The following is a 15872-nucleotide window of genomic DNA, read 5'->3' as shown; positions in this document are numbered from 1 at the left end:
CCGGAAAGCTGCGATGCCCCTGTTCGATCCCGATACCGTCCGCCCTGCCATTGCTGCCAACTTCATCGGCGGAAAGGCGGTTGTGGGACTCGGGCAGAGCTTCAGGGTTGCCCGTCCGTCCGATGGCGGGCTGCTGGGCGAACTGCGGGCCGCCGACGGGTCGCAACTTGCCGAAGCGGTGGAAAATGCCGCGCATGCACATAAGGTCAGCGGGTGGGGCACGATGGAGCCGCGCAGCCGCATGCGCCTGCTGCGCCGCTGGGCCGATCTGATCGAGGCCGATGCGGCCACGCTCGCTTTGCTGGAGGCTGCAGGGTCAAGCCGCACGCTGCCCGAAGTCCTCGCCTGGGACTTGCCCTACACCGCCGAGTGCATCCGCTTCTTCGCCGAATTCGCCGACAAGCTCGGCGGCGAGATCGGCGCGACCACGCCCGACAAGCTCGGATTCACCCTGACCCAGCCCTATGGCGTGGTGGGAGCCATCGCGCCCTGGAACCTGCCCTTGGTCATGGCGGCATGGAAACTGGGACCTGCTCTGGCGGCAGGCAATGCAGTTGTGCTCAAGCCCTCGGAGCTTACACCCTTCTCGGTCGTGCGCCTGGCCGAACTGGCAGTCGTCGCTGGCATTCCAGCGGGCATATTCAACGTGGTGCAAGGCGGCGGCGCGGACATCGGCGATGCGCTGGTGCGCCATGACGCCGTGGACAAGGTCAGCTTCACAGGCTCCACCCGCACGGGCCGTGCGATCATGGCCGCCTGTGCGGAGACCGGACCGAAGCCCTCGACGCTGGAACTGGGCGGCAAGAGCCCGCAACTGGTCTTTGCCGACGCGGACCTGACAAAGGCGTCAGCCCTTGTAGCCCGCGCAATCACGCTCAATGCAGGCCAGGTCTGCGTAGCCGGATCGCGTCTGCTGGTGCAGGACGCAGTTCGCGACGAAGTGGTCGAGCGCCTGACCGCCGCGTTCGAGGCCCACCGCATCGGTGCTACCTGGGAAGAAGGCACGACCATGGGGCCAATCATTTCCGAAGGTCAGCTCACCCAGATCGATGGAATTGTCCAGCGCGCCCGCAGCGCCGGGGCTGAAACCGTGACCGGCGGCGCACGCGCCACCGCACCGCAATCGGGCAGCTATTATCAGCCGACCTTGCTGGCCAACGTGGCGCCTGACAGCGAAGCCGTTCAAAGCGAGATCTTCGGTCCGGTCCTGACCGTGCAGTCCTTCGCTGACGAGGACGAAGCCTTCGCGCTTGCCAACGGCACGCGATACGGCCTTGCTGCTGGCGTCCACACCAATGACCTTTCGCGCGCAATGCGGGCGATCCGTACGCTTGATGCCGGGACTGTGTGGGTCAACCGCTATGGCCGCTCTGACGATTTCATCCTGCCCACCGGCGGTTTCCGCCAGTCGGGCGTTGGCAAGGACCTCGGCCGGGAAGCCTATCTGGCGTCCTGCAAGGTCAAGACGGCACTGATCCAGATTTGATCGGCCCGAGGCTTTCCTGCGTCAGGCAAAGCGTTTGATCGAGTACTCATCAATCGGAATATCGGTCGCGCCGGTTGCGATCAATTCAGCCATAGTCTCGCCCACGCCGGGGCCGATCTGGAAGCCCGAACCGGAAAAGCCGAACGCATAGAACAGCCCCGGCACCGTGACGCTTGGCCCCATCACCGGCAAGCTGTCGTCGGTATAGCCCTCTATGCCCGACCACACCCGGATCACCTGCAGTTTCGCCAGCGCAGGCGCGAGGCGGCGCAAGTGCTGGAACTGGGTCATAGTGTTTTCGGGCATCACATAGGCGCGGTATTCATCCGGATAGGACGGTGCTCGGGTGGAGCCACCAAGCACGATGTTGCCGCGCGCGACCTGCCGGAAATAGACCGTCTCGACCTCGTCGGGCGTCATCACCCCCACGGCGGGGAGGATCGAGTAAGGCACCGGCTCGGTCACGCTCATCGTCGGCGCGCGGGGAGTGAGCTTAACCGGCTCGCCAAACTGGCTGACGATCTTTCCGGCCCAAGCGCCTGCGGTGACGAGCAGCGTCGGCGCGTGGAAGCGACGGCCATCAGCGGCTTCGAGCACGAAGTCCTCGCCGATCTTGGCTGCGTGGACGATCTTCGTATCCTCCACCACCTGCGCACCAAGTTTCATCGCCGCGCGAGCGAAGGCAGGGGCGGCAAGGCGCGGGTTGGCGTGGCCATCGAGCGCCGAATGCGAGCCTGCAAGAACGTCAGTCCCCAACCACGGAAACCGCTCGCGCAGAATGTTGCCCGAAAGCAGTTCGAGATCGAGGCCCTCTTCGCGTGCCTGCGCGGCGTACTCCTCCATCTTGCCCACGTTCTCGGGCCGATCACGGAAGCAGACGCGGATGTGGCCGTTTTGCAGGTATTCCACGTCAGATCCGAGCAGCTCGTTCGCCTGCCGCCAGATGCGGCTGGCGCGGTTGGCCAGCGGTAGCTGCGAGATCGGGCGGCCCTGACGACGCACATTGCCGAAGTTGGTGCCGCTCGCCTGCCGCCCTACCTTGTCGGTCTCGAGCAGGATCACCGATAGCCCACGCTGCGCGAGGAAGAATGCGGCAGAGCAGCCCATCAGTCCGCCGCCGATGATCGCAACGTCTGCGCTACGTTCGGGAGCGCTCATGCGTCGGTCCTCGCGGTCGCAACGGGGATTGGCTTGACCGGGGCCTGGCCGCGAAGTCGGCCTGCTTGCTCAACCGGTTCGCTGCGCTGGGCCGAAACGATTTCTGCCGAGGCATTGCCGCAATAGCGCCCCTGGCACCGCCCCATGCCAACGCGGCTGAACGCCTTGGCGCGATTGGTTTCGGTAGCGAAAGCCTCGCTCACGCTTGCGCGCAAGGTGCCCGCGGTCACGCCCTCGCAGCGGCAGACCACGGTGCTGTCGGCCGTATCGGCCACGAACTGGTGCGGCCATGGGAAGGCTTCGGCCAAACCTTCGGCAAAGCGGACATAGCGGGCGCGCGTCGCCAGCAAATGGCGGCGGCGGTCTTTGTCGACCGCGCGGCCCATGTCGGCAAGGACTGCCAGAGCCGCCAGTTCGCCCGTCACTTCGGCAGAACGCGCGCCGAGAATCTTCGCACCGTCGCCCGCAAGATAGAGCCCCGGAACGCCAGCGCGGCCCTGCGCGTCAATCTCGGGCAGCCACTGTCGCGTGCGCGGATCGAATGCAAAGCTGGCTCGCGCAAGGTCGGCGATCTGGGTCTCGGGCCGCAAGTGCCATCCCATCGCCACGGCATCGCATTCGAAATGCCTCGGCGCGCCCGATGCGGTGCGCACGGTCACCCCCGAAACACCCGTATAGGGATCACCGCTGATCTCCACCGGGGTAATCCCTGAAAGCACCGCCACGCCAGCCCGCTTAAGCCCGAGCGTCAGCGAGATACCCTGCCACAACAGGTCAGGCTGTTCAGCCAGCTTGGGCAGCGACTTCACGCGCCCCGCAAAAGGCGAGGTATCGAGCACCGCCACAACGTTCGCGCCCGCCTTCACGTACTGCGAGGCGACGTAATAAAGCAGCGGTCCGGTGCCCATGAACACTACCGCACCGCCGATGCTGCAGGCCTGAGCCTTCAGCGCCACTTGCGATCCGCCGAGCGAGTAACACCCCGCCAGTTGCCAACCCGGCACCGGAGCCAGCCGGTCGGTCGCTCCCGAACAGACGATCAGGCGGTCATAGGCAATAGCCTCGGTCTCCCCGGCACGCGCTGCCCAGACGCGCCCTTCGGCCACGTTCCACACCAGCGTTTCGGGGCGATAATCGATATGCGGGCGCAGGGCATCAAACGTGTCGTGCACGCCTTTCGCGCGGTGCGCTTCGCGGCCGTAGAGCACTTTGTAAGTGCGCTTGAACCCTTCTGGCTGGCGGCGATAGATTTGCCCGCCCGATCGCGTTCCCTCGTCGATCACGATCGGACGTATGCCCGCCAGCACCAGCGTCTCTGCCGCGCGCACACCCGAAGGCCCGGCGCCAACGATCACCACCCGTTCGCTCATGGTGCCACCGACCATTCAGCCGTCAACGGTTGGGTCGAGATTGCCATCCCATTCTCGACGACGGTCGAACACGCGCGCAGAGAATTGCCCTCAACATCGCGCACCCAACAATCCTGGCACGCGCCCATCAGGCAGAAGCCCGCGCGGCGTTCAGGCCCGAACTCGGCGCTCCGCAGGGCAATCCCGCTTCCGAGCATCGCCACCATCAGCGTATCGCCTACAAGCGCAGTGATTTCGCTGCCGTCGACAGTCAGACGCACGGGCGCGCGGTCGGTCTCGTCAAGGCGGCGGAAGCGGCCGGTCATGCAGTCAGTTCCCTCAATTCGTGGATGTCGTGGTGGCACAGCAGGGCAAGACCGTCGCCTGCGCGGAGACGTGGCGCTTCGGCATCGCACCGGCCTTCCAGCGCTACCGGGCAGCGCGGCAGGAAGCGGCATAGATCGCCGCCGCCTTGGTCTGCCAGCACTGCCTTGCGCGTCACCGTCTGCTCCAGCCATCCAGCACGCATCTCGGGTACCGAATCCATCAGCAGGTCGGTGTAGGGGTGATGCACCCCGCGTGCGAAAGCCGCCGCGTCGGCCTGTTCGACCGCCGTGCCGCCATAGAGCACCAGCACCTGATCACAGAATGCGCGAACGGTGGAAATGTCGTGGCTGATAAACACCGTGGCGATGCCAAGCTCTCGCCGCAGTTCATCGATCAGCTCAAGTATCGCCGCGCCGACTACGGTATCCAGCGCGGAGGTGACCTCGTCGCACAGCAGCACCTCGGGGCGCGCGGCCAGCGCGCGGGCGAGGTTGACGCGCTGCTTCTGCCCACCCGAAAGCTGGCTAACGTTGCGCGTGGCAAGGTCGGCTGGCAGGCGGATCAAGTCGAGCAAGCGCGCAACCTCTGCTTGCGCCTCAGCGCCTTTCAGCCCGTGATAGAACGCCAGAGGCCGCGCCAGCGTCTGCCCGACCGTATGCACCGGATTGAGCGCGGTATCGGCATTCTGGAACACCAGCTGCACCCGCCGGAACTGATCGCGGCTGCGCCCGGCGAGACCTTTGGGCAACTCCTCGCCACCCAGGCTCACAGACCCGGCGCTGCGCGGAAGGAGCCCGGCGATCACACGCGCGAGCGTCGATTTGCCCGAACCGCTCTCCCCGATCACCCCAAGAGTAGCGCCCTTGGCAAGCTCAAGCGAAATGTCGTGCAGTACCGGCACCTTGCCATAGGCGGCATGGACGCTCTCGACCTTGAGCAACACGTCCTCGCCCACTGCAGCCGGAGCGTTACGCGCATGAGGTCGCGCTGCTGCCATCAGCGTGCGGGTATAGTCGTCGGCCGGCGCATGGAGGATCTGCTTCGCCGCGCCCTGCTCGCGCGTGCGCCCTTGGTTGAGCACGAGGATCTGGTCTGCCATCTGCGCCACCACCGCCAGGTCATGGCTGACATAGATCGCCGTCGCCCCCACCGAGGCAATCGCCGCCTTGAACGCTTTGAGCACCTCAACCTGCGTGGTCACGTCCAGCGCCGTGGTCGGCTCGTCAAGGATCACCAGTTCAGGCCGGGTAATCAGCGCCATCGCCGCCATCAGCCGCTGCAACTGCCCACCGGAAAGCTGGTGCGGATAGCGCGCGCCGATGGTGTCCGGGAATGGCAACGCCAGTGCTCGGAACAGGTCGACCGCGCGCGCCTCGGCCTCTGCCTTCGCGGAAAGGCCATGGACCAGCAGCGGCTCAATCACCTGTGCCATGATCGTACGCGAAGGATTGAACGCCGAGGCCGCGCTTTGCGCGACATAGGCGACCCTCTTGCCACGCAGACCCTGAAGAGCCGTCTCATCAAGTTGATCGACCCGCGTATCGCCGATCCGCACCTCGCCGCTGATCGCAGCACCAAAACGCGAATGGCCCATCAGTGCCAGCGCGATCGTCGTCTTGCCCGATCCCGACTCCCCGATCAGCGCCAGCACTTGCCCGCGTTCTATGGCGAAAGAAACGCCATCGACGATGGCCTTTCCCCCGGCAACGACGCGCAGGTCCTGCACCGAAACATGCGCGCTCATCCCTGCTTCTCCACGGGCTTGAGCGCGTCGATCAGCAGGTTCGCCCCGACCGTTAGCGTGGCAATCGCAATCGCCGGAACCACGATGGCAGGCGCTCCATCAACGAGCCCCGACATATTCTCGCGCACCAACGAGCCAAGGTCCGCATGCGGTGGCTGCACGCCCAGTCCGAGGAACGACAGCCCCGAGAGCAGCAGCACGATGAACACGAAGCGCAGGCCAAAGTCTGCCAGCAGCGGGTGGATCATGTTCGGCAGCACTTCGCGCAGCGCAATATGCAACCCCCTCTCCCCCCGCGCCCGCGCCACCGTGACGAAATCAAGCGAGACGACGTTGACCGCCAGCGCGCGGGCAATACGGAAGTTTCCGGGCACGTAAGTGATCGCGGTGATCGTCAGCAGAAGGCCCAACGAAGAGCCGAACGCCGCGACCATGACCAGCGCAAAGATCTTCGACGGGATCGAGATCAGCGTGTCCATCGCCCGCGAAAGCACTTCGTCCACCCATCCACCGCGCACGGCGGCGGTCAACGCCAGCGAAGTGCCGATCAGGCAGGCGAGCATTGCCGCGCCCACACCCAGCAACACGGTATAGCGCGCACCCCAGAGAAGGCGGCTCAGCACGTCGCGCCCAAGGTAATCGCTGCCGAACGGAAACGCCGTCGTGACGGGCGAAAACACGTCCTGATCCACGAATGCGCCTACCGGATGCGGTGCCAGAACCGGCCCGATCAGCGCCACTGCCAGCCAGAACAGCACCAGACCCATTCCGATCCGGCCCGAAAGAGGCAAACTCCGTGCGAAAGAAAGAAACCGGCTCATTGCGCCCGCAGCCTCGGATTGGCGAGGATCGCCACGACGTCGGCAAGAAGCACCAATGTCAGGTAGATCGCGCAGAAAATCATCGCGCAGGCTTGCAGCAGCGGCATGTCGCGGCTGGTCACGGCATTGACCATGAGACTGGCAAGGCCGGGGAAATTGAAGATGGTCTCGACGATGATCGCCCCACCAAGGAGGTACGACAGCGACAGCGCTACCGCGTTGACGATCGGCCCCACCGCATTGGGCATGACATGGAACAGCACCACGCGGCGGAACGGCACGCCCTTCAGCCGCGCCATCTCGACATAGGGCCGATCAAGCTGGTCCGTCACCGCAGCCCGCGTCATCCGCGCCATCTGCGCAATAACCACGACCGACAGTGAGAATACCGGCAATGCGCAGGACCGCATCGTGTCCCACAGGCTCGCTTCCTCGCTCACCAACGCAATCGAGGGCAGCCATAGCAGCTTGACCGAGAACACCAGTACGCCAAGCGTAGCAACAAGAAACTCTGGAACCGCCACCGCAGAAAGTGTCAGCACGTTCAAAGTCCGGTCCAGCCGTCCGCCGCGATTGATCGCCGAAGCTATCCCGATGGCTAGCGCCAGCGGCACCGAAACCAGCGCTGTAAACGCCGCCAGCATTAGCGAATTGGGCAGGCGCTCGGCAATGACCTCACGCACCGGCAGGTTCGCCACCAGCGATTGTCCCGGATCGCCCTGCACGATCCCGCCAAGCCAGGCGACGTATCGCGTCAGCGCGGGACGATCGAGGCCCATTTCGTGGCGCAGCGCAGCCACCTGTTCGGGCGTCGCGCTCTGCCCCAGCGTTTCCTGCGCAGCGTCGCCCGGCAGCAGCCCCGAAATCGTGAACACCACTGCCGAGACGAGCAGCAGCGTGATCAGCGCGGAGGCACAGCGCTTGCCGATCAGGGGCAGCACGCCGAAAAGTGCAAAGCGAGGTGCCGGGCCCGACATCAGGCGTCCCACCAGGCATATTCGGCAAAGCGATAGCCCATCAGCCCGCCCAGAGGGATCGCGGTCATGCCCTTCAACCGGCGGTCATGCCCGTCGAGCATGTTGATGAATACCGGAATCGCCACGCCGCAGTGGTCGTGCACCAATTGCTGCAACTCGCCGTAGAGCTCCTTGCGGCGCGCCTCGTCCGCATCGGCGCGCGCTTCGGTCAGCAGTATGTCGAATCGTGGGTTCTTCCAGCCACTTTCGTTCCATTCGGCGTCCGAGCGGAAGAACTGGCTGAAGACGAGGTCTGCCGTCGGGCGCGGATTGGTGTTCCCGAAGCTCATCGGGTGCTTCATCCAGTGCGTCGACCAGTAACCATCGGCGGGCATGCGGTTGACCGCGAACTCAAGCCCGGCTTGCGCGCCATACTCCTGCAGCACTGAAGCCATGTCGACCGAGCCTGCCGCCGCTGGCGAACAGTAGATCGGCAGACGCACGCCCTTCAGACCCGAACGCGCCACGTGCCACTTCGCCCGATCCAGGTCGAGCACGGTCTGCGGCACCGCCGGATTGAAATAGGGATGGAACGGCGGAATCGGCTGGTCATTGCCGATGGTGGCATAGCCCCGGAACAACGCACGTTTGATCAGCGGGCGATCAATCAGGTGCTTCACCGCCGCCACGAAGTCCGCATTACCGGTGGGCAACTGATCTTGCCGCATCACCAGATCGGTATAGAGCGGCGAAGGCGTGGTCAGGATGCCGTGCTGCGACGACCGCTCGATCCGCCGCGTCGACAGCGGTTGTACCGCGATGATCAACTGCACGTCACCGGCCAGCAACGCATTAACGCGGCCGATCTCATCGGGAATGGCGATGATCTCGATCCGGTCAAGATATGGCTCGCCATCGCGCCAGTAATCCGGATTGCGAGTCACAACAGTGCGCACGCCGGGACGGAAGTCGGCTAGACGGAATGGTCCGCTGCCATTGCCGCTCGGCTTGTCCTCGCCCGCAGGCACGATCAGGAAATGCGATTGCGAAAGGATCGCTGGAAGATCGGCATTGGCTCCGATCAGGCGGATGATCACGCCATGACGGCCATCGGCGCGCACTTCGGCGAACTGCTTGGCAATTGAGGCGACCTTCGAACCAAGCTTCGGATCGAGATGGCGTTGCAACGAATGGACCACGTCGGCGCTGGTCAATTCGCGCCCATCGGCAAAGCGGACCCCGCGCCTGATCGCTATGTGCCATGTGATCCGGTCGGCAGACTCGATGCTCTGCGCAAGGAACGGACGCGGGCGCAGGTCCGCCTCCATCCGCGTAAGGCCACTGTAGAGGCAGAAGTGACGCACATAGTCCGTCGCCATCGCGCCCTTGGCCGGGTCGAGGGTATCGGCGGTGGAGGACGATTGCATCGCCACCCGGATCGAACCGCCGCGGCGCGGCACGGCACGCGCCGGGCCGGCAAGTCCCGGCACGGTGAAGGCACCCGCAGCAGCGAGGCCCGAACCGATCAGGGAGCGGCGCGTGAAGTCCATCAGTGCAGCCAGTCCTGAAGGCGATACCATGCCCCGACCATCGGCAAGAACCACGGCTTCCCAAGATGTCCGGGAATGGCGGGCCAGGAAAGGTCGGCGAAGGGATTTGCGGCGGCATCGCCACCTATCACCCTTGCCATACGCTCGCCCATGGCAGTCGCCATCTGCACGCCGTGGCCACTGTAGCCCATCGCGTAGAACAGCCCGTTATGCTCCCCGGCGCGGGGCATGCGGTCGGCGGTAAGGTCGATCGCCCCGCCCCAGCATGCTGCAATGCCGATGCCGGAAAGCTCCGGGAACATCTCGCGCAGCTTTGCCTCTAGGATGCGGCCCGACTTGGCATCGGATGCCGGGTTCGACAGCGCGAAGCGCGCCCGCCCGCCGAAGATCAGGCGGTTATCGGCAGTCAGCCGAAAGTAGTTGCCGATAATCCGGCTCGTCACATAATTGCGTCGCGTCGGGAACAGGTGCCCGACGAGATTGGCCGGCAGCGGTTCGGTCGCGATCACGAAGCTCCCCACCGTCACGATGCGGCGGCGGAACCAACCGAACGGCGGATAGGGGCTGTTGCCGCCTGTCGCCACAAGGACCTGCTTCGCCCGCACTGATCCGCGCGGTGTCGTCAGCCTCCAGCCAGCGCCACTGCGCTCCATTGCCTCTACCGGCGCATTCTCCCAAATCCGCGCACCTGCCCGCACGGCGGCTTCGCCAAGGCCCACGCCCAGCTTGCCGGGATGCAGTTGCGCGCTCGTCGTCTGCACCAGCGCGCCGTGAAATCCCTGCGCGTTGATCTCCGAGGAAAGCTCGCCGGGGCCAACGAGCAGGACGTTCGGGTCAACTTCCTTCAGCAACAGCGCATGCGCGGCTTCCAGCTTGGGGAAATGTTCGGGCTTGGCCGCAAGCTTGGCACGGCCGCACCGCGTGAAATCGCAATCGATCTCCTCGCGCGCCGCAATCCGGCCGACCGTCTCCACCGCTTCGACATGGGCAAGATACCACTTGCGCGCCAGATCGATGCCGTGGGCCGATGCCAGTGCTCCGAAATCGTGCGCCGTACCGGCATTGCACTGGCCACCGTTGCGCCCGGATGCGGCGCCCGCGATACGCCCGGCTTCGAGGAGCATGACGCTCGCCCCGCTGCGCGCCAGTTCCAGCGCGGCGGAAAGCCCGGTAAAGCCGCCTCCGATCACCGCAACGTCGCAATCGCCCTCGACACGGCCCTGCTCGCCACCCGCGAAGGGCGGCGTGCTCTGTTGCCAGTATGAGAGCGACTGCGGCTGCATCGATCAGAGGCCGACAACGGCCGGCAGCGCGCCGATGTGCGGGATCTCGACGTCGCGGTAGTTGCCGTTCGAAGGCTCGTGCCCACGCCCGACGAACACGCGGCAACCGAAGCCAAGGTCGGTGGCGGTGTTCTGGTCATAACGGAAGCTCGAGGACACGTGCATGCCCACTTCCGGCCCCATGCCGAGCTGGTCGAACATGTATTCGAACGCCTGCATCCTGGGCTTGTAGGCCTGTGCACTTTCGGCGGTGCACACCTTATGGAAGGTCGCGCCGAGCATGCCGACATTCGACATGATCTGGCTGTTCATCGCGTTCGACAGGATCACCAGCGGGATCTTGTCGCAGATCTTCGAAAGGCCGCCCGGTACGTCCTCGTGCGGCCCCCAGGTCGGCACCGCTTCATAGACCGCGTTGGCCTCTTCCTCGCGAAATTCCACGCCCCACTTCTTCGACGTGCGTTCGAGCGAATTGGCGATGACGTCGCGGTAGGGCTTCCAGGCGCCCAGGACTTCGTCGAGGCGGTAGGCGCCCCAATCCTTGCAAAATTTCGGCAGAGCTTCAGCAGGAAGACGGTCGGCATAGAAGCCGGTGGCCATCTCGGTCATCCGGAATCGGGTCAGCGTGCCGTAGCAATCGAAGCTGATGAACTTTGGGGTGAAGACGGCGGTGCCCATGGCCTTGTTCGATCCCTGTCTGATGCCTCGGGTCAGTCCCCAATGGCGGCTGTGTCTGGCAGTTATAGCACCATTGGCAGGGCGGAACTTGCACCTGTTCGCACCTGCCCGAGGCTGCCCGCAGCACTTTTTGCAAAGAATTCACAGCACGACATGCCGCGCCTCAATAGCCGCGTGACCGGTCGACTTCACCCAGCAACGCCTGCCCCTTCAGCAGACGTTCGAGATTGTCGGCCAGCACGTTCCCTGCGGTCTCATGCCGCGTCTCCGCCGCCACATGCGGCGTCAGGAAAATCGCGGGATGATTATAAAATGCGTGCGTTTTCGGCAGCGGCTCAGGACAGGTCACATCCAGCATCGCCGCACGCAACTGCCCTGAATCGAGCGCATCGATCAGGTCATCTGCCACCAGATGCCCGCCCCGTCCTGCATTCACCACGGCGCTGCCGACCGGCATCTTCGCAAAGGTCTCGCGGCACAGAATACCGCGCGTTTCCTCGGTCAGCGGCAGCAGGCAGACGAGGATGTCCGATTGCGCCAGAAATGCATCGAAACCGGCCTTGCCGGAAAAGCATGTCACACCCTCGATCGCGCGTGCCGAACGGCTCCAGCCCGAGAGCGGAAAGCCCAGTGGCTTCAGCATCTCCAGCGATGCCCGCCCCAGTTCGCCCAGCCCCATGATCCCGATGCGGCTTTCGGATGCGAGCCGCGTATGCCGGTATGACCACCGCCCCGCACGCTGCTCGGAAATGAAGAACGGAAGATCGCGATGCAGCGCAAGGCAGGCCATCGCGACATATTCGGCCATGCCAGTGATAATCCCCTGCTCGACCATCCGCACCACGCGCACCTGTGGCGGCAGCGCCTCCAGCGGCAACTGATCGATCCCGGCGCCTACGCTGAACAGGATCTCGAGATTGGGAAACTGCGCGATGAACTCGGGCGGCGCGTTCCAAACCGCGATGTAGCGCACAGACAGCGGATCGACGACATCATGTCCCAAGCGCAGGAACGGCATCTGGGGCACGCGTGCAGACACGATCTCGCGCCATACGAGCCCGCGCTGTTCCAGACCGTGATAGAGCAAGGTCACTTCGTACGAGTCCTCTTCTGCCACCACATCAATAGGCCAGTGATCGCCAGGGCAGCCAGGATCAGCGCTTCTGCCAGCAGCAACAGGCGTCCGGCCAGACCGAAACTGTCGCCCGTGTGCAAGGGCAGGACCTTCATCCACAACACTGGATTTCGCTCTGCAGGCAGAACCTTGAGCAGTTCGGGCCGCGATAATCGCATCGACACGACATGGACCGAGCGCGGTCCGTGTTCGGGAGCCAGGAAGTTTATGTCAAGCCGGTCAGCCTTGGGAAAGCGCACGTCACGCAGACGCGCTTGCGGGAACGCCCGTTGCGCGGCGCCGATGGCAGCATCAATCTCCGCTCCGGATGCGGCAAACGGCGCAGGTTGCGACGAAGAGCCTGCCGGTAAAAGGTCAGGCACCACAAGCAGCAACCCCGTCACAGCGCTGAACAGAACCACGATTGATGTCACCACGCCGCCGCTGCGATGCCAATGGCGCAGACGCACGCGCGGCGGCATCCGCGGATTTATGGCCAAGGCCTTGGCAATGCGTCCATTACTTGGCCACCAGAAACCCAAGCCGGTGCCAGAAAGTACCAGTAACACGACCGCATTGAATGCGACCACGACCAGCCCCGCTGTTCCGGCGATGAGCCGATAATGCCACTGCAGCGCCGCCTCGAGGGGAAAAGCAAGGATGCTCCCCTGGCGCAATATGGTCCCGGAGCCCGGGTCGATCGCGGCATAAACGGCCTGTCCATCCACGTCGGTCATCTGGACCATTGCCGGATCACCAGCCTCAAGCGGGAGAAACAGGCGGTCGAGGCGTGCGCCAGTGGAACCTGCTGCCTTGGCCAGATCGCCAACGGACAACGCTGGGCGGGCGGAAGCCGCCGGTCCAAGCCATTGCGCCAGTGGCTCGCGAAACAGGAGAGCCGCTCCGGTCAAGGCTTGCAACAACAGCAGTGGCGCAAAGGCCAGGGCAACTCTGCGATGCCAGACAAGGAAGCCGCTGCGCTGCATCATGCATCCTTGATCAGGCAGGTTGCCGGAGCGGTGACCCCGGCAACCTGTCTTGTCTTCACATCAGAACGAGTATGCCGCCTTGACCGTGAACGCACGCGGTGCACCGGGGGCTACCCACAATTGCGAATAGGAGCTTGCGTAATAGGTCTTGTCGAACAGGTTGGAAACATCCGCGGTCAGCCGCAGGTTGTCCATCGGCTCGAAGCTCGCCATCACGCGGGTGATCACGTAGCCCGGCAGCTCGAACGTCGTCGCCGTTTCGCCAAGGCGCTTGCCGACATAGTTCAAGCCACCGCCAAAGCTCGCGCGGCGTCCGGCGATCATGAAGCCCTTGCTGACCAGCAGGTTGGCTGCGTGCTTCGGAATGTTGATCAAACGATCCCCCGGCTGCAGCGCAAGGCCGAAGTTGAAGTCCAGCGAAGCCTTGCTCCAGTAGGCGTCCGTGTAGGCATAAGTCGCCAGCACGGTGATATCGCCGGGCAGATTGGCCGAGATATCCGCCTCGATACCCCTGGACTTCGCCTCGCCACCAGCGATCGAGAAGCCGGCGTTTACCGGGTCCGAGGTCAGGATGTTATTCTTCTTCATCGCGAATGCGGCGATCGAAGCGCTGATGGCATCGCCGGGTGCCGCAAAACGAAGGCCTGCCTCGACGGACTTCGACAGTTCGGGGGCAAACGGTTTGCCACCGGCGTCCAAGCCACTGTTCGGACGGAAGCCTTCACCATAACCGCCATAGATCGAGACAGTGTCGGTCAGCTTGTATAGCACGCCCGCAGTCGGGTTGAACCGCTTCTTGGTCGCGTCAGTAACGCCATTGTTGTTGCGGTTCAGGATGTACTGATTGAAGTGATCGAACCGTCCGCCAAAGCGGATCTTGAACTTGTCGGTTACGTCAACCTGATCCTGGAAGTAGATGCCCCAGCCCTTCTGGACTTCATCCGAGTTGATGTTGGTCTGCGTAGGTGTGCGCAGATTGCCATAGACCGGGTTGAAAACGTTGATCGCGTTGTTGGCAGCCGTGATCGGCGAACCGGCGGTGTAGCTCGGCGGGCGATAGCGGATCTGCAGCAGATCGATGTGGAAGCGGTCATAGTCCGCACCGACAAGAATGTGGTGCGTGAGCGGACCGGTGTAGAGCTTGCCCGAGATTTCGCCGCGCACCGTGGTGTTGGTCGTGTTGAAATCGCGGAAGCGGCGCTGGCGCGACAGGTTCTGACCGTCGTTGTCGATGATCTGGCGGCTGAGCGCCAGTTCGGGATCCTGCGAGAAGCCCTTGAAGCTGGTGTCGCGGTAGCCGAAACCTGCCAGGAAGAACCAGTCCTTCGAGATCTTCTGCTGCAGTTGCACCTGGTGGCCAAGCACCTTGACGTTGGTGCGCCCGTCGCCCGGCTCGCCGAGGAAGCGCGAGATCGGCACCGCGCCGAGCTTGCCGTTGATCGCGACGATGCCGCGATCGAACGTCACCTTGTTGTCGACGAACTCCATCTCGTACGAAAGGCTTGTGCTGTCGGTCGGCTTGTAGAGGATCGAGGGCGAGGCCACGAACTTGGTGTGGTTCACGACATCGCGGAAGCTGTCGCCGTCTTCGGCGGCGCCGTTGACGCGAATGGCCAGCTTGTCGTTGATGGCGACGTTGATGTCAGCTTCGCCACGATAAGTGTTCCAGCTGCCGCCCGATGCGGCAAAGGACCCGAAGGTATCGTCAGTACGTGCCTTCTTGGTGGTGATGTTGACCGTGCCGCCAGGTTCGCCACGCCCGAACACCGCACCATTCGGGCCCTTCAGGATTTCGATCTTTTCGATGTTCGAAGCATCACGCGGCCCGCCGTAGCCGCGGCCACCGTTAAAGCCGTTGACCAGGAAGCCCGACGGGAAGTTCTCGTCGCCCGCAAAGCCGCGAACGGCAAAGGCATCCCAAAGGCCGCCGAAGTTGTTCTGCTTGGCAATGCCGCTGGCAAGTTCCAGCGCGCCTTCCAGCCGCGTGATATTGAGGTCCTGCAGGGTCTTGGCGTCAAGCACCTGAACCGACTGCGGGATCGCCGAAAGCGGCACGTCACCCCGATACTGCTGGCGCTGGCCGACGACGACCATTTCCTCGGCCGGAGCCGCTTCCTCTTCGGCAGCGGCGGCGGATTGCGCCCAAGCTGCCATCGGCATCGTTCCCATGGCCACGCCGGCAATCAGCGCGCCCTTTACAGCGGACATAGTCTTCATCGCAACTTCACCCCTCATCTGTGATGTGCATTCACGATCCCCGCCACGCCATGTAACATTGTATCATGACACTCAAGGGAATTCGATTGTCTGAGCCGTCCTGCGTCTTGTTCTGTTATGTCCAGAGGCTATGCCCCCTCATGCGAATGTTGCGTCGAAGGAAGCGGTTTCAGCGGATTATAATTGTGAAAACGGCGTGA

Annotated in this window: 13 protein-coding genes; 1 reads left to right on the top strand and 12 read right to left on the bottom strand. The window is 63.9% G+C overall.

Translation table 11 applies throughout. The features are described 5' to 3' along the window. Positions 1-13 precede the first annotated feature (13 nt). Positions 14-1486, top strand: coding sequence for an aldehyde dehydrogenase family protein (locus tag ACZ1JX_RS01035; RefSeq protein ID WP_465124984.1), 1473 nt, complete (start codon positions 14-16; stop codon positions 1484-1486). Positions 1487-1507: 21 nt separating this feature from the next. Here ACZ1JX_RS01035 and ACZ1JX_RS01030 read toward each other — a convergent pair whose 3' ends face one another. The 12 genes from ACZ1JX_RS01030 to ACZ1JX_RS00975 form a co-directional block, all read right to left on the bottom strand. Then, positions 1508-2644: an NAD(P)/FAD-dependent oxidoreductase gene (locus tag ACZ1JX_RS01030; RefSeq protein WP_465124983.1), complete on the bottom strand. Its 1137-nt coding sequence runs from the start codon at positions 2642-2644 to the stop codon at positions 1508-1510. After that, positions 2641-4014, bottom strand: coding sequence for an FAD/NAD(P)-dependent oxidoreductase (locus tag ACZ1JX_RS01025; protein ID WP_465124982.1), 1374 nt, complete (start codon positions 4012-4014; stop codon positions 2641-2643). Before ACZ1JX_RS01025 ends, ACZ1JX_RS01030 begins: the two co-directional genes overlap by 4 nt. Next, positions 4011-4319: a (2Fe-2S)-binding protein gene (locus ACZ1JX_RS01020; RefSeq protein WP_465124981.1), complete on the bottom strand. Its 309-nt coding sequence runs from the start codon at positions 4317-4319 to the stop codon at positions 4011-4013. Before ACZ1JX_RS01020 ends, ACZ1JX_RS01025 begins: the two co-directional genes overlap by 4 nt. After that, positions 4316-6064: an ABC transporter ATP-binding protein gene (locus ACZ1JX_RS01015; RefSeq protein ID WP_465124980.1), complete on the bottom strand. Its 1749-nt coding sequence runs from the start codon at positions 6062-6064 to the stop codon at positions 4316-4318. The genes ACZ1JX_RS01020 and ACZ1JX_RS01015 overlap by 4 nt, the downstream gene beginning before the upstream one ends. Then, the gene (locus tag ACZ1JX_RS01010) at positions 6061-6885 is read right to left on the bottom strand and encodes an ABC transporter permease (protein ID WP_465124979.1); all 825 of its coding nucleotides are present in this window, start codon (positions 6883-6885) and stop codon (positions 6061-6063) included. Before ACZ1JX_RS01010 ends, ACZ1JX_RS01015 begins: the two co-directional genes overlap by 4 nt. Continuing rightward, the gene (locus ACZ1JX_RS01005) at positions 6882-7862 is read right to left on the bottom strand and encodes an ABC transporter permease (RefSeq protein ID WP_465124978.1); all 981 of its coding nucleotides are present in this window, start codon (positions 7860-7862) and stop codon (positions 6882-6884) included. Before ACZ1JX_RS01005 ends, ACZ1JX_RS01010 begins: the two co-directional genes overlap by 4 nt. Next, positions 7862-9421, bottom strand: a complete 1560-nt coding sequence (locus ACZ1JX_RS01000) for an ABC transporter substrate-binding protein (protein ID WP_465124977.1) — start codon at positions 9419-9421, stop codon at positions 7862-7864. The genes ACZ1JX_RS01005 and ACZ1JX_RS01000 overlap by 1 nt, the downstream gene beginning before the upstream one ends. Next, a complete protein-coding gene (locus tag ACZ1JX_RS00995) occupies positions 9391-10674 on the bottom strand; it encodes an NAD(P)/FAD-dependent oxidoreductase (protein ID WP_465124976.1) in 1284 nt (427 codons plus the stop codon). The genes ACZ1JX_RS01000 and ACZ1JX_RS00995 overlap by 31 nt, the downstream gene beginning before the upstream one ends. Positions 10675-10677: 3 nt before the next feature. Further along, positions 10678-11352 carry a haloacid dehalogenase type II gene (locus ACZ1JX_RS00990; protein ID WP_465124975.1) on the bottom strand — a complete coding sequence of 225 codons (675 nt, stop codon included), beginning with the start codon at positions 11350-11352 and terminating at the stop codon, positions 10678-10680. Positions 11353-11515: 163 nt separating this feature from the next. Next, the gene (locus tag ACZ1JX_RS00985; RefSeq protein ID WP_465124974.1) at positions 11516-12469 is read right to left on the bottom strand and encodes a 2-hydroxyacid dehydrogenase; all 954 of its coding nucleotides are present in this window, start codon (positions 12467-12469) and stop codon (positions 11516-11518) included. Next, positions 12442-13452 carry a PepSY-associated TM helix domain-containing protein gene (locus ACZ1JX_RS00980; RefSeq protein WP_465124973.1) on the bottom strand — a complete coding sequence of 337 codons (1011 nt, stop codon included), beginning with the start codon at positions 13450-13452 and terminating at the stop codon, positions 12442-12444. The genes ACZ1JX_RS00985 and ACZ1JX_RS00980 overlap by 28 nt, the downstream gene beginning before the upstream one ends. Before the next feature lie 63 nt (positions 13453-13515). Beyond that, positions 13516-15690 carry a TonB-dependent siderophore receptor gene (locus ACZ1JX_RS00975; protein ID WP_465124972.1) on the bottom strand — a complete coding sequence of 725 codons (2175 nt, stop codon included), beginning with the start codon at positions 15688-15690 and terminating at the stop codon, positions 13516-13518. Between the last annotated feature and the right edge of the window lie 182 nt (positions 15691-15872).

The organism is Novosphingobium sp. BL-A-41-Hi4A-0G (genome assembly GCF_055521735.1).
The sequence above is the reverse complement of the archived record's forward strand: the minus strand, read 5'-3'. Positions and strand labels throughout refer to the sequence as shown.

Bases quoted from the DNA above. Each gene is read 5' to 3' on its own strand.
- ACZ1JX_RS00990 (WP_465124975.1), bottom strand. From the start codon at position 11,352: ATGGGCACCGCCGTCTTCACCCCAAAGTTCATCAGCTTCGATTGCTAC.
- ACZ1JX_RS00975 (WP_465124972.1), bottom strand. From the start codon at position 15,690: ATGAGGGGTGAAGTTGCGATGAAGACTATGTCCGCTGTAAAGGGCGCG.
- ACZ1JX_RS00995 (WP_465124976.1), bottom strand. From the start codon at position 10,674: ATGCAGCCGCAGTCGCTCTCATACTGGCAACAGAGCACGCCGCCCTTC.
- ACZ1JX_RS01035 (WP_465124984.1), top strand. From the start codon at position 14: ATGCCCCTGTTCGATCCCGATACCGTCCGCCCTGCCATTGCTGCCAAC.
- ACZ1JX_RS01020 (WP_465124981.1), bottom strand. From the start codon at position 4,319: ATGACCGGCCGCTTCCGCCGCCTTGACGAGACCGACCGCGCGCCCGTG.
- ACZ1JX_RS01005 (WP_465124978.1), bottom strand. From the start codon at position 7,862: ATGTCGGGCCCGGCACCTCGCTTTGCACTTTTCGGCGTGCTGCCCCTG.
- ACZ1JX_RS01030 (WP_465124983.1), bottom strand. From the start codon at position 2,644: ATGAGCGCTCCCGAACGTAGCGCAGACGTTGCGATCATCGGCGGCGGA.
- ACZ1JX_RS01025 (WP_465124982.1), bottom strand. From the start codon at position 4,014: ATGAGCGAACGGGTGGTGATCGTTGGCGCCGGGCCTTCGGGTGTGCGC.
- ACZ1JX_RS01000 (WP_465124977.1), bottom strand. From the start codon at position 9,421: ATGGTATCGCCTTCAGGACTGGCTGCACTGATGGACTTCACGCGCCGC.
- ACZ1JX_RS00980 (WP_465124973.1), bottom strand. From the start codon at position 13,452: ATGCAGCGCAGCGGCTTCCTTGTCTGGCATCGCAGAGTTGCCCTGGCC.
- ACZ1JX_RS01015 (WP_465124980.1), bottom strand. From the start codon at position 6,064: ATGAGCGCGCATGTTTCGGTGCAGGACCTGCGCGTCGTTGCCGGGGGA.
- ACZ1JX_RS01010 (WP_465124979.1), bottom strand. From the start codon at position 6,885: ATGAGCCGGTTTCTTTCTTTCGCACGGAGTTTGCCTCTTTCGGGCCGG.